Origin of the sequence: Thermophagus sp. OGC60D27 (assembly GCF_052400625.1) — a bacterium.
Lineage (GTDB): Bacteria > Bacteroidota > Bacteroidia > Bacteroidales > Marinilabiliaceae > Thermophagus.
Genome location: NZ_JBQTGH010000015.1, coordinates 25,026 through 39,487, shown reverse-complemented (window position 1 = coordinate 39,487; position 14,462 = coordinate 25,026). Strand labels below are relative to the sequence as shown.

Genomic DNA, 14,462 nt, shown 5'->3' with positions numbered 1-14,462 from the left:
TTAGTTATCTTTGTGAAGTTAAACAAAACCTGGCTTATCTGCTCGGTTTTGTTTTGTTTTTGTTGTTGGTTGCGATTTAAATTTTTGAAATACAAATATATAATAAGGTCAGAAACAATATTATGAAGAATTTTAAACGAACACTTGTTACTACTGCCCTTCCCTATGCCAACGGTCCGGTTCATATTGGCCATCTGGCCGGGGTTTATGTGCCAGCCGATATTTATGTGAGGTATCTGAGATTAAAGGGGGACGATGTCTTATATATCGGGGGATCGGATGAGCATGGTGTCCCTATTACGCTGAAAGCACGAAAAGAAGGTGTTTCTCCTCAGGATGTGGTGGACAAGTATCATACGCTGATTAAAGATTCTTTTGAAAAATTTGGAATCAGTTTTGATATTTATTCTCGCACCTCCAATTCAACACATCATAAAACGGCTTCTGAATTTTTTAAGAAACTATATGATAAAGGTGTTTTTATAGAGAAAGAGAGCGATCAGTATTACGACGAAGAAGCCGGACAGTTTTTGGCCGACCGTTATATTACCGGTACCTGCCCACATTGTAACAATCCTGCTGCTTACGGCGATCAGTGTGAAAGTTGTGGGACTTCACTCAATGCCACAGATTTGATTAACCCCAGATCGGTGATATCAGGTAGCACCCCTCAGCTTCGCAAAACGAAACATTGGTATCTGCCGCTTGATCGTTATCAAGAATTTCTGGAAAAGTGGATTTTGAAAGAGCATAAAGAGTGGAAACCCAATGTTTACGGGCAATGTAAATCCTGGTTGGATTTGGGGCTTCAGCCCCGGGCTGTAAGCCGAGACCTTGATTGGGGAGTCCCGGTGCCTGTAGAGGGTGCTGAGGGAAAAGTATTGTATGTGTGGTTCGATGCCCCTATTGGATATATCTCGGCAACAAGAGAGCTGACACCCGACTGGGAGAAATACTGGAAAGACCCTGAAACTAGAATGATCCATTTCATAGGAAAGGATAATATTGTATTTCATTGTATTGTTTTTCCAACCATGTTGAAAGCGGAGGGCTCATTTATCTTACCGGATAATGTTCCAGCCAATGAGTTTCTAAATCTGGAAGGAGATAAAATATCAACCTCGCGAAACTGGGCTGTCTGGCTTCATGAATATTTGGTTGATTTTGAAGGGAAGCAGGATGTTCTTCGGTATGTTTTAACGGCCAACGCCCCTGAAACCAAGGATAATGATTTTACATGGAAGGATTTTCAGGCTCGTAATAATAATGAACTGGTGGCGATCCTGGGCAATTTTGTTAACAGGGCGGTGGTATTGACGCATAAATATTTTGAGGGGAACGTTCCTGAGAAGGGAAAAACAGAAGTTTTGGATACACAGACTCTGGAAGCCATTCCTGATATCGTTAAACGAGTGAGCGCTAACCTTGATCATTTTAAATTCAGGGAGGCATTGCGTGAAGCTATGAGTCTGGCCAGACTGGGAAATAAATATTTGGCTGATACAGAACCCTGGAAATTGATCAAAACCGACGTCGAACGTGTAAAAACAATTTTGAATGTATCACTTCAAATAACCGCTAATCTTGCCGTGGTAATGGAGCCGTTTCTTCCGTTTACTGCCCAAAAAATGCGTGATATGCTTAATATGACAGAGCCACGATGGGTGGATGGAGGAAACACAGAATTACTTAGTCCTTCGCATGCTATTGGAGAGGCAAAATTGTTGTTTGAGAAAATTGAGGATGCTAAAATACAGGAACAATTAGACCGTCTGGCCCGGACCAAAGTCAGCAATGAAGCTGATAATAAGGAAGCTGAACCTGCGAAGGAGGATGTTTCGTTTGAGGAGTTTACAAAGATGGATATCCGGGTTGGAACCATTCTGGAAGCAGAGAAGGTGCCTAAAACCAAAAAACTCCTTAAGCTTAAGGTGGATACAGGAATAGACAAGAGAACCGTTGTTTCCGGAATTGCAGGATATTTTGAGCCGGAAAAGATTATCGGTCAGCAAGTGTGTATTTTGGTTAATTTGGCTCCGAGAAAAATCAGAGGTATCGAATCGCAAGGGATGATATTAATGGCTGAAGACGCTGATGGGAGACTCGACTTTGTGGCCCCAACCACGAAAATAAAGGCCGGCTCTCAGATCAGCTAATTGGACAAATCAAGAAGTCTGTGTACGGAATGGCTTTGTGGCGTTTCTGCATTTTATTTTCAATGGCTTCGAAAGGGGTGTGAAATAGGTCTGGGGGATCTGAGTTTAGGGGTAAGTTATGTGGCCCCGGGGCAATTAAAATTTTTTCAATATTGAAAGAGTAGGCCCCAATTTATACCCTATTTTCAAAATGGACGAATGAAACGAGCATGGCGGCTTTTTGCCACAATAGAATATGTATAAAATTGCCTAAGCCATGCGAGTGCCATCAGACCAATGGATTAACCAATTTTTATACCGATGAAAAAGAGGCTGTTTTGTCCGTTGGACAAGGCAGCCTCTTTTTTTGTTTAACAAGAGAATAATGCTATTTATGGCTAAGTAACCATACGCTTTTAAATTGCTCGGTTTTTCTTAAATCCATCAGTCTGTTCACTGCTTTTTCTCTGTTGTCAAAAGCTTCCAGGGTGACTCTGAAACGTCCGTTTTCACTTCGAAGAATTGAGACATCCGGAAAACCTTCCATTTTCAGTTGCTTAACAGATTGCAACGCCGGTATTTCTTCCTTGAAACTTGCCACAATTAAATGAAAGGGTTTTGGGGTGGCCTCTGCCGGAGTGATCGGGGAAACCATGGTCGTTGGTTCCTGAATCTTTTCTTGGTGGTTAAGATTTTTGGTGGCAGGGAATTCAATATCCGCTTTTGCTATATTTTCATTGTTTGAATGAATTTCTGTTACAGCCGAAATTAAATGACCGGTATTGATTTGTTGTTGTTCCGGCATTTTGAGTTCAGGGGTAAAAAGAAATAATCCTGCGATCATGGCAGCCACTGAGCTCCAGTATCTGGGCGAACGACTTCGCAATAATCGTCTGACCGGTTCTTCTTGTCTTTGCCGGATCGCAATATCCTGAATGGGTTCAAAATGAAATTCAAAAAGACCATACGCATCAGGCAAAAGTTGATTTCTATGGTTCGGTGTGAATTGAAGATTTTTTAGGGCATCGGTTCTGAAAGTTCCAATGCCTTCTAAAGCAACAGTTTCACCTCGATTGATTCTATCTTGGAAATGGGTAATGAAATGTTTGATCTGTTCGGTACTTTTATCCCAAGAGACCTTCTCCATTAAGCAGATATGGTTTATTAGAAGTCCGTCGTTGTGAGACAAACTTCGGTTAAAGCCAATCTCTTTTTTGGGAGGTTGAAAAAGATTACGTTCCTCAACGATGACCGCCGGTTTGTAGTTGGCAACAAACCCACCCAGACCGGGAACGATGACGCAATCGTGCCGGGTCAATAAATCCAATATATACTTTTCTATTCTTGCCATATTGCAAATTTAAATAATTTATACGCCAATTGCTTAAAATTGTTTTAAACACCTGTTGATAAGTTGTTGACAACCAATTCAAGTCTTAGGTATTTCAGGGTCTAAATCAAAAATTTAAACGAAAGGTGAAATGAGTTCTGTTGTTGAAAAGATACAGGACGCAATTTCCATTTCGATTTTTGTTTTACTTAATGTTTCTTTGCCCTGGATTCGTTTCCTTTTCTTAATTTTACAAACTATATAGAGCAGATTGTATTGATAAAAGAGGGTGTAATTAAAATAAATCTGAAAATGAGCAAACAAATCTTGGTAACCGGGGGAACCGGGTACATCGGTTCTCACACAGTTGTAGAACTTCAAAATGAGGGCTTTGATGTTGTTATTGTTGACGATTTGTCCAATTCAAGCATTGAAGTGTTGGATGCCATTGAAAAAATTACCGGCAGGCGTCCTGCATTCGAAAAGTTTAATCTTACTGATCGGGATAAGACCAATGCCTTTTTTGAAAAGTATCCGAATATAGAAGCGGTCATTCATTTTGCGGCCTATAAAGCAGTGGGCGAATCGGTTGAAAAGCCTCTCGAATACTATCGTAATAATTTGGTGTCATTGATGAATCTTCTGGAAAATATGAAGAGACATGAGGTTGCCAATTTGGTGTTCAGTTCCAGTTGCACTGTTTATGGTCAACCCGATAAATTGCCTGTGACTGAAGATACGCCCCGCAAACCGGCTGAGTCGCCTTATGGAAATACCAAAGCCATATCGGAAGACATTATGCGTGATTTTAGTCAGGCTTCAAAAGATATTAAATGCATTGCCCTTCGGTATTTTAATCCCATTGGAGCACATCCTTCAGCGCTTATTGGTGAGCTTCCCGTAGGGGTTCCCAACAATTTGGTTCCATTTATAACCCAAACCGCTGCGGGAATACGTGACGAACTTAAGATATTTGGAGATGATTACAATACCCCTGATGGAACAGCCATCCGCGACTACATCAATGTGGTCGATCTGGCCAAAGCTCATGTGGTGGCCATTGATCGACTGATTAATAATAAACAAAAAGAATCTTTTGAATTCTTTAATATTGGCACCGGTGAAGGTTATTCCGTAATGCAACTGGTAAAAACCTTTATTGAGGTAACCGGTGTTGATTTGAAATATTCTGTTACGGGCAGAAGGGCCGGAGATATTGAAAAAATTTGGGCAGATACCTCTTATGCCAATGCCGAGTTAGGATGGAAAGCGGAAAAGACCCTGGAAGAAACACTTAAAAGTGCTTGGGAATGGGAAAAGCAACTCAGAAACCTGAAGTGATATGAAAAAAACGATATTGATTACAGGTGGGGCAGGATTTATTGGCTCCCATTTGGTTCGCCTTATGGTTAATAAGTATCCCGATTATAAAATTCTCAATCTGGATACCTTGACCTATGCAGGGAACCTTGAAAATCTCCGAGATATAGAAGGTCGTCCCAATTATACATTTATAAAAGGCGATATTACCGATGGAGCCGAGATGCTTCGTATATTTAGAGAGCATCGTCCTGAAGGGGTCATTCATCTGGCCGCAGAATCACATGTTGATCGGTCAATAAGTGATCCATTGGCATTTATTCGTACCAATGTTATCGGAACGGTTAACTTGTTGAATGCGGCTCGTGAATTGTGGAAAGATAATTGGGAAGGGAAGAGATTCTACCATATTTCTACTGATGAGGTTTATGGCTCTTTGGGGACAACCGGTTATTTCACCGAAGAGACGTCTTATGATCCCCGCAGTCCTTACTCTGCTTCAAAAGCCAGCAGTGATCACATGGTTAGAGCATGGCATCATACCTATAACTTACCGGTGGTGATCTCCAATTGTTCCAATAATTATGGACCGAATCAGTTTCCAGAAAAATTGATACCACTGGCCATTAATAATATTCGGCACAATAAACTGATACCTGTTTACGGGAAAGGAGAAAATGTTAGGGACTGGCTTTATGTGGAAGATCATGCCAACGCCATTGACCTTATTTTCCATCAGGGGAAAAACGGTGAAACGTATAATATTGGCGGCAACAATGAATGGACCAATATCGACTTGATTCGTAAACTTTGCCAGGTTATGGATAAAGCCTTAAACAGAAAACCCGGAGAGTCAGAAAAACTGATCACTTTTGTGAAAGACCGTGCAGGACATGATAAACGTTATGCCATCGATTCTTCTAAATTAATGAATGAATTGGGGTGGCGACCATCTCTTCAGTTTGAACAGGGGTTGGAAAAAACTGTGAAATGGTATCTCGATAATGAAGAGTGGCTGAATAGCGTAATAACTGGCGAATATGCCAACTATTACGCGCAACAATATGATAATCGCTGAACGAATAAAAAGAAGCAGGCCGACGAAAAGATTGTTTATTCTCTTTTGGACGGCCTGCTTTATCATTTTCAGATAAGCTTATGATTGGTTGGGCTACCTCTTATTCCACGGTAACTGATTTTGCGAGGTTTCTGGGCTGATCCACATTACAACCTCTCATGACTGCGATTTGATAAGAGATGATCTGTAAGGGAACCACAGCCAAGAGTGGAGATAGGGAGCGATGGCAGGCAGGTATTTCAATGACATGATTGGCCATCTTTTTAATGGTTTTTTCTCCTTGCGTGACGATGGCTACAATTTTGCCATTTCTGGCTTTAACCTCCTGAATGTTGCTAACGATCTTTTCGTAAGAGTCGTCTTTAACTGCCAAAACAAAAACAGGCATATTTTCGTCAATCAGGGCGATAGGTCCGTGTTTCATCTCAGCAGCGGGATACCCTTCGGCATGGATATATGAAATTTCTTTGAGTTTTAGTGCTCCTTCGAGTGCAACAGGATATAGAAGTCCCCGTCCCAGATACAAGGCATTGTTAACTTTTGTGTATTGATTGGCCACATCTTTAATAAACCCTTCGTGTTTGATGATTTCCCTCATCTTATCAGGAATCTCGGTAAGGGCATTTACCAGCTCTAAATAGTCTGAATCAGGAATCAGTTTTTTTCGGTGGCCAATGAGAAAGGCCATCATTGTAAGAACTGTAATTTGTGCTGTAAAGGCTTTTGTTGATGCTACTCCTATCTCTATTCCAGCGTGTGTATATACGCCTGCATCGGTTTCGCGGGCGATGGATGAACCTGCTACATTGCAGATGCCCAGAATGGTTGCATCACTTTGTTCTCGAACCATTCTAATGGCAGCCAAAGTATCGGCCGTTTCTCCACTTTGAGAGATGGCTATAACCACATCATCAGAATATATTATGGGTTTGCGGTAACGGAATTCAGATGCATATTCTACTTCTACAGGCACTTTGGCATACTCTTCCAATAAGTATTCGGCAACCAGTCCGGCATGCCATGAAGTTCCACAAGCTACAATTATTATTCGACGAGCATCGATCAGCTTGGGAAGAACATCTAAAATTCCACCCAAAAATATTTTGCTGTGATCCATCGAGATTCGTCCTCTGAAGGTGTCTTCTATCGAGGACGGCTGGTCATGGATTTCCTTGAGCATATAGTGTTCATAATCACCTTTATCAATTTCATCAATGCTCAATTCGATTTTATGAATTTGTGGTGTTTTAGTGTCGTTGTGTAAATTTTTCAGGTCGAAATGATCTGTGTCGATAACGGCTACCTCTTCGTCATTGAGAAAAACAACTTGGTCGGTATATTCAATAATAGGGGTGGCATCCGATGCCATAAAATACTCGTTTTCACCTACTCCGATAACCAGAGGACTTCCTTTTCTGGCAGCAATCAAACGGCCTGGTTCATCCGAGCAATAGATCACCAGCCCATAGGCCCCTACCACTTTGGTAAGTGCCAGTCGAACTGCCAGTTCGGCCGGCACCTTTTTTTCCATATAGATATTTTCGATAAGATTAGCCAATACTTCCGTGTCGGTGTCACTTTTAAAGGAAACGCCACGATTGGTTAATTCTTTTTTCAGGTGACTGTAATTTTCGATGATTCCGTTGTGGACTAGGATAAATTTTCCATTTTGGGACTGATGGGGATGCGCATTAATGTCATTGGGTTCTCCATGAGTAGCCCATCGGGTATGTCCCATTCCAATAGAACCTGAAATTTCTTTTCCTTTAACAATATTTTCTAAGTCTTTTACTTTCCCTTTGCATTTGTATAAATGCGTCTCGTCATTAATAAGGGCTATTCCTGCAGAGTCATATCCTCGATATTCAAGCCGTTTCAGGCCTTTAATTAAGATTGGATAAGCTGTTCTTTCACCAACATAAGCTACGATGCCACACATAAATTTTGGATATTAATTGAATTAAAGTTTTATAAAGATTTTATTTTTTCAGATATTATTTTTGCCAATTTTTCTTTTTTCTCAATATGATTGACTATGTCGCAGACGGTAGGATGTTTTTCAAATGCTCCTCGTACCTGCTCAAAATCGTTGTTGCGAATCTCATCTTCACCATCGAGCCCAAATCCGGTCTGTGCCTTTAGGGTAAATTCCTTGCGGGCATCTTCAAACATCATTTTATCTAGATTTACAACGGCTGATTTCCATTTGTCAATAAAATCGAGCAATTGCTGCTTTGATATGTTCGCCAAATCAATATTTAAGGCAGATTGAAACATGGCATAACTTCGGCTCCAGGCCCACATATAGTAATTATCATGCCACTCCATAAAGGTGTCATTCATCTCCTGAAAAGTATTGATTTTCCCATGCTCAATTTTTTCAGCCAGTTGGAGAACTTTTTCTTTTGGGACAATAAGACCGGCCATATCGACCCATTCTCCGGCCCCCTCTTCCGATTCCGGGATTAAAGCTTGGCGTAATTCTTCCAAAGAATTAAATTTTGCTAATTCTAATTTTTTTAATAATCCATTTCCAAGGAATTTGATGATACCAATATCGTACAATTGTAGTCCCCGTTCAAGTGCCTTGGCTTCAATTTTGACACTGTTATACATGAAATAGTCAGAAGTGGCGCCGGAAGTCTCTTTTAATTTGATGAGAGTCTCTTTTCCTTTGATCATTTTGTCCACCAGGTAGGGACTTAACAAATTGAAAGTGATATAATCGAGTTTGTGGGGATCTTTTCGTTTATCGCGTGTGGGCCATTTTCTGGCATCTCGCATGGTCCCAACGCTTCGAAGGCTAACCCCCGGTGCCAGGTAACTTTCGTCTTTATTTTCGATCAGGTATGAAAATGGGAAGTTGGATGTGTCGGGATTTCTATAGTGGCGTCCCATAACCAATGAGAATGCCCCTATTTTTGCAGGCCATAGGAGGTAAGAGTCGCTGGTTGTTTTGCTGCCCCGTTCAACAACACCTTGGTGAACAGGACCCAATTTATATAAGTGGTTGCTTTGGTTAGATCCGCTTCCGGCATTTAAAAAGGAATAATAACCGGCAATAAGAAGGGTGGACTTATGGTGAGAGACGGTGTATGGACCTGCAAAAATTGAACAGGCCTCTCCATGAAACCCCTGACAATTGGCGAAAAAAACAGAATTTTCCGCCGAATAATGTTTGCCAAGCGTACACCCCTGCCCGATAAAACATTTGGAAATCAGGGTGGCATCGGTAACGGTGGCTCCGCTAGCGGCAATGAAGTCTTCGGCAATAACCCCCGGGCCAAAGTAGGAGGGATGCTTGGAGGAACTGTTGATGGTCCCGTTAACCAGTCGGTAAATACCTTCAACGACTGCATCGGTCCCAATGTTGACATTTAAAATGGTTCTCGAATTAAGGATTCGAGCACCTTTTTCCACAGTCCCTTTTTCCGAGCAGACTTTTTTGCAATAGTCATCCACCATTCGATTCAACATTTCAATCAACCCGGGCCGGTGACGGTAAAAAACCATGAGATAAGCAGTATGAGCCGAAAGCTCATTGAAAATGGGAACTTCCCTGCCTCCCGCTTCATTTAGAACGGCGATTTTTTGTCCGTTTCCGAAGCAGGGTTTTCCCACGGTGGTAAGGGAATCAACATTTTCGATAACCACATTGCATTGAATGTGGTAATTGGCAATTTGATTTCTGACCTGATTAATGTAAACGTCGTCTTCGATAATGGAATTATGAATTGTAGCATTAAAAATGCCTGAGTGTTTGGTGACACCACCGGGGAATTTAAAGCTGCGCTGAAATTTACCCAGTAAAATTTCACCTGAGAAATAGGTTTGCCGTACATAAGCAGGATCAAAACCTTCATTTACTTTTATCTGAATCCAGTTATCGCAAACGCATCCTTGTTGTTCCAGTTTTTTTATTTCCTGGGTGGATAAAGGTCGGTAACTCGTCATAGTTAATTGCTTTATGAAATTCTAGTAGGTCTTGAAGGTACCTATAGATATTATTGGATTGACGAAAAAATAAGTCATACATATTACAAAATAATGTATAACTGGCTGTTAATGCCGAATTTAGCAATAAATATTAATAGATGCTTAAAAAAAATGGGTATTGTGCATAAAAAAAGGTTGCCTGTGGAGGCAACCTCTTTTATGACAATTTATTTGCAATCGTTTTATAAAGTACCACTGATGATAAAGGTGGCAGCAAAAGCAAGGATCGCATAAAGCTCGGGGAAAACAGCAAGGATCAACGTGCTTCCGAACAGATCATGCCCTGATCCGATTCCCGCAATTCCGTTGGCACAAACTTGTCCCTGACGAATAGCAGAGAGCAAGGCTACCAGTCCTAAGGCTAAACCTGCGCCAAAGACTGCGGAAGCTTGTACCCAGGTAATGGTATCGATGAGTACGCCAGTCCCCGAAAGAATAAAGTAACCCATGAAACCGTAAAGACCTTGGGTTCCGGGTAAAGCGCTGAGCACAATGTAGTTTCCGAATGCGTCGCTGTTTTTTTTCATAGCGCCAATAGAGGCGTTACCACCTATTGAAACACCATATGCGCTACCAATGCCCGACAGGGCGATCATGATTCCTATGCCTATGTAGGCCAATAAAATTGGTGTCATTTGATACTGGTTTTAAATTATTAAATTATTTAATGAATCTTCTGAAATGGTTTGTATTCTCTTCCGCCGCCTATAAAACCGGCATTTTTGTAAAATTCCACAAAAGTAAGACGTAAGGGGTGAACAAAAGAGCCTAGCCCTGACATGAATATATTTATGGCGTGTCCCACCAATAATATCACCAGAGTAATAATGGCGCCTAAAAATGGAATGTCGGGTTTTAATTCAAAGGCTAACTGGTTAAAAACTAACCCCAGAATGGCACTAGACAATCCCAGCGCAAAGAGTCGGATGTAGGAGAGAAGATCCCCGACAACACCTGTAATCATATTATATGAATCCCAAATTCCCGAACCTATATTGACAAGAATATTACGTTTAGGATGGTTGAATACAAAAATCCCCAACAGAGCAATCCCTGTCAGAATTTGATGAGGGGTACTCCACATATACCCGGACTCTGGTTTTTGTTGATCCAAAAGGTAAAAGAGACCGCTGGATACAATCAACAGAAACCATCCCCAAGTAGCGAGGGAATAAGACAGACCCTTTTGTTTTATTTGATTGATACCCTTCAATATCATCCCAAAAAGAATTTGTATTCCTCCAAGGACTAGTGAGAGGGAAAACATCTGGTCATTATCAAGGAATTTTTCTTTTACGTTGGTCAACCAGGGTACCGAGAGGCTGCTTAACTGAATACCAAAAAGGGTTCCCGTGATGGCTCCAAATAATACGGTTGCGACACCTAACCATTGAACCAGAGAAAGTAAGGGTTTCATGTTGTTTTCCACTTTCTTTTTCATTAGGGTGGCCCCAATGATAAATAGCAATCCATAACCGGCATCTCCTAAACAAAAGCCGAAAAACATCATGAAAAATGGGGCAAAGAATGGGGTTAAATCCAGTTCCCCGTAAGAGGGTAATGAAAAGAGTTTGCCTACCGGCTCAAACAATCGGGAATAGGAATTATTCTTAAGCAAGATGGGAGGTTTTTCTTCGTCTCTGGCTTCTTCTTTTATGTAATAGACAGATTGTTCGTCGAGCCATTTTTCAAGTACTTCCTTTTTATCGGCAGGCACCCAACCTTCTACCAGTCTTACGCTACCCTCTGCTTCTTCACGGGTTTGGTATTGGACATTTATATTGTTGAGTTGGTCTTCCAGGTCTAATTTATAATTATGCAATAAATCATAACCTTTAAAGGCAATAAGATCTAATTCTTTATTTAATTCCTCAATTTGATTATGTATTTCCTGTTTCTTTTTCCGGATGTCAGACAGTTCTTTTTCTGGTCTGCCAACCTCATCCAGTTGAGAAGACTCCTCCATGAATCGGACATAGTAATCTTCATTGTCAATCAAAACAAAATAACGGTATCCTCCTGCATCTGAGATTATTGAAATAGGGTATTTTTCGATCCATGCATCATCGAATTTCCGAACAGGACAAACTAAGAATCGGACAGAAACCGAGGTGCTTTTTTCCAATTGAGAAAGGAGCTCCAAGGAAAATTCGCCCCATGGTTCGGCCTGTTTTTCTTCCTTAATAAGAGCAGCTTCTTTTTGGTGCAACTGGTCCAGATTATCTTTTATCCGGGCGATTCGTTCATTCAGTTCTTTTCCCGATTTAGAGGAAATTGATGCAGTCGGTTTATTCGCATTTTTCGTGCGATTTTTTAATTCCTTGATGGTTTTTGATAAATCGCTAATATGTCTGTATAATTCCTGCATTTCAACAGAGGGCTCTCGTTGATGTTCAACAATGTGGACGACCCCCAGTTCTTTGAGATGATTCAGGAACTCTTGAAACTCGGTATGAAAAACCAAGTAGGAATATTTAAACATTGGAACAATCATAATTCAGCCTCCGCTTTTTGTTGTCTGTTTTTTACAATTTTTTGGGCTGCTTTAGACAGGTTTTCTTCATCTTCGAGAAATCGTTTGATTTTTCGAATAGCATCCTGAAATCCAGGGATTTGAACTTTCTCGTAAAGATTTACCTTTTGCGTGGTTTTTTTTCTGGCAAAATCAAGTAAATTCATCTTTTGCTCAAAAATTTCCTTTTCCACAGCGAGTTTAGTCATATTCTTCAGGATTTCAATTCCATCTGGGAACCATGCTGGCGATTCGAACTGGTTAAAATCGGTGACATCGAACAGAATTTCATCCAGCACTGGCGTAGGTACACCAGCAATTTTTTTGGTAGAGAGTTTTACTTCTTTAATTCGAAGTAAAGAAGGGTCGAACTCACTCCATAGGCTCATAATATCGCTGTATGCTTCCAGCTGTTTATTGAGTTCCCTTTCCACTTTCAGGGCATGATCTTTGGCATTTTTAACTTCTAACCGCAATGCCGCTTCTTTGTTTTTAAGGGTTGGCAAAGCCCGCTCTCGTACTTTTAGCTGTTTGGCGAGGGACTGCTGCGATGTCTTATTATATTGAAATTTTATAGCCACTTTTTCTCCTTGGTTTTGTTCTAAAAAATAAGAAGCAGATTAAACTATCTGGGCAATTGCTTTCTGAAAAAAGTGCATTTGTAATTTTATTCTTTCCAGAATTTATCCACAAGGTCTTTTCGGATTCCGACCTCAGCTTTTGAGAAGTACTTGCTAAAAAGCTGCCAAGCTATATCCAGCATGGTATCGGTATCAACATTGACGTCGATAGCGAGAAGCATGTCTGAATAGTCGCGAGCAAAATGTAAGGTTCGTTCGTCATAATCGGTAAGATCGAATCCGTTTTCCAGTTTTGTTCTTGCGTTGGCTGCATCTGCATAGAGTCGAACCGCGGTGTTCATTACTTGGGGGTGATCTTCACGTGTTTGTTTGCCAATAACCAGCTGTTTTAAGCGTGAAAGGGAACGGAATGGATCGACAATCACTTTTCCGATTTCGGTGTCGCGTCTCAGGAACAACTGTCCTTCTGTGATGTAACCGGTATTGTCAGGGATAGCATGCGTGATATCTCCTCCTGAAAGTGTTGTTACGGCGATGATGGTAATGGATCCACCTGACGGAAACTGAACCGCTTTTTCATAGATGCGCGCGAGATCGGAGTATAATGATCCAGGCATACTATCTTTTGAGGGAATTTGATCCATTCTATTGGAGACGATACTTAAGGCATCCGCAAAAAGTGTCATGTCCGTGAGTAGAACCAATACACTTTCATTTTTGTCTACGGCAAAATATTCAGCAGCAGTAAGGGCCATGTCGGGAACCAGAAGCCTTTCTACCGGCGGATTTTCAGTCGTATTGACAAAGCTGATAATCCTGTCAAGTGCACCTGCATTGTCAAATACTTGTTTGAAATAGAGATAATCGTCGTTAGAAAGTCCCATACCCCCCAGAATAATTTTGTCGGCTTTAGCTCTCAATGCCACATTGGCCATCACCTGATTGTAAGGCTGGTCGCTATCAGCAAAAAAGGGAATTTTCTGTCCTGAGACAAGACTGTTGTTAAGGTCAATCCCCGCAATCCCTGTTGCAATAAGTTGTGAAGGTTGTTCACGTCGGACGGGATTCACTGAAGGTCCGCCAATTTCTCGAATTTCTCCTTCAATTTCAGGTCCGCCATCGATGGGTTGACCATATGCATTAAAAAATCTTCCTGAAAGTTCATCACTCACTTTTAATTGAGGAGGATTTCCCAAAAATGTTATTTCTGCATTGGTTGGAATGCCTTCTGTTCCGGAAAATACCTGGAGAACAACCTGATCACCCATTATTTTAACCACCTGTGCCATCCTGCCGTTGACTATGGCCATTTCGTCATATCCTACCTCTTTGGCGGTAAGCGAAACTGTGGCTTTGGTGATATTGTTCAATTTTGTATATACCTTTTGAAATGCCTGACTTTTCATTCGTGTCTAATTTATTAAGTTATTGGCACCTGAATATTCGGAAAAACTTTACTTGATAGGATTAAAAAAATCATTCGGATTGACCCGGTTGATAATATATCTCT

The 14,462-nt window shown here is 41.0% G+C and carries 10 protein-coding genes; 3 read left to right on the top strand and 7 right to left on the bottom strand.

The genetic code is table 11. The features are described from left to right. Window positions 1-80: 80 nt before the first annotated feature. Entirely contained in the window at window positions 81-2,156 is a 2,076-nt protein-coding gene (gene metG, locus ACT29H_RS15145) for a methionine--tRNA ligase (protein WP_444822520.1), read from the top strand. Window positions 2,157-2,523: 367 nt separating this feature from the next. Here metG and ACT29H_RS15140 read toward each other — a convergent pair whose 3' ends face one another. Then, on the bottom strand, window positions 2,524-3,486 hold the full coding sequence (locus ACT29H_RS15140; protein WP_444822493.1) for an SPOR domain-containing protein: 963 nt from the start codon (window positions 3,484-3,486) through the stop codon (window positions 2,524-2,526). Between the two features lie 291 nt (window positions 3,487-3,777). On the opposite strand from ACT29H_RS15140, the gene galE reads away from it, so the two are divergent. Next, window positions 3,778-4,806 (top strand): UDP-glucose 4-epimerase GalE, encoded by a 1,029-nt coding sequence (galE, locus tag ACT29H_RS15135; protein WP_444822492.1) that lies wholly within the window; start codon window positions 3,778-3,780, stop codon window positions 4,804-4,806. Window position 4,807: 1 nt separating this feature from the next. After that, a complete protein-coding gene (gene rfbB / locus ACT29H_RS15130) occupies window positions 4,808-5,863 on the top strand; it encodes a dTDP-glucose 4,6-dehydratase (protein WP_444822491.1) in 1,056 nt (351 codons plus the stop codon). A 100-nt stretch (window positions 5,864-5,963) separates the two neighbouring features. Here rfbB and glmS read toward each other — a convergent pair whose 3' ends face one another. From glmS to ACT29H_RS15100, 6 genes are all read right to left on the bottom strand, one after another. Further along, window positions 5,964-7,802 (bottom strand): glutamine--fructose-6-phosphate transaminase (isomerizing), encoded by a 1,839-nt coding sequence (gene glmS, locus ACT29H_RS15125; RefSeq protein WP_444822490.1) that lies wholly within the window; start codon window positions 7,800-7,802, stop codon window positions 5,964-5,966. A 29-nt stretch (window positions 7,803-7,831) separates the two neighbouring features. Further along, window positions 7,832-9,817, bottom strand: coding sequence for a DUF4954 family protein (locus ACT29H_RS15120; RefSeq protein WP_444822489.1), 1,986 nt, complete (start codon window positions 9,815-9,817; stop codon window positions 7,832-7,834). A 224-nt stretch (window positions 9,818-10,041) separates the two neighbouring features. Continuing rightward, a complete protein-coding gene (locus ACT29H_RS15115; protein ID WP_444822488.1) occupies window positions 10,042-10,494 on the bottom strand; it encodes a V-type ATP synthase subunit K in 453 nt (150 codons plus the stop codon). 29 nt (window positions 10,495-10,523) lie between these two features. Next, window positions 10,524-12,353, bottom strand: coding sequence for a V-type ATP synthase subunit I (locus ACT29H_RS15110; protein ID WP_444822487.1), 1,830 nt, complete (start codon window positions 12,351-12,353; stop codon window positions 10,524-10,526). After that, window positions 12,350-12,952 (bottom strand): V-type ATP synthase subunit D, encoded by a 603-nt coding sequence (locus ACT29H_RS15105; RefSeq protein ID WP_444822486.1) that lies wholly within the window; start codon window positions 12,950-12,952, stop codon window positions 12,350-12,352. Before ACT29H_RS15105 ends, ACT29H_RS15110 begins: the two co-directional genes overlap by 4 nt. Window positions 12,953-13,038: 86 nt before the next feature. Next, window positions 13,039-14,358, bottom strand: coding sequence for a V-type ATP synthase subunit B (locus ACT29H_RS15100; RefSeq protein WP_444822485.1), 1,320 nt, complete (start codon window positions 14,356-14,358; stop codon window positions 13,039-13,041). Window positions 14,359-14,462 lie beyond the last annotated feature (104 nt).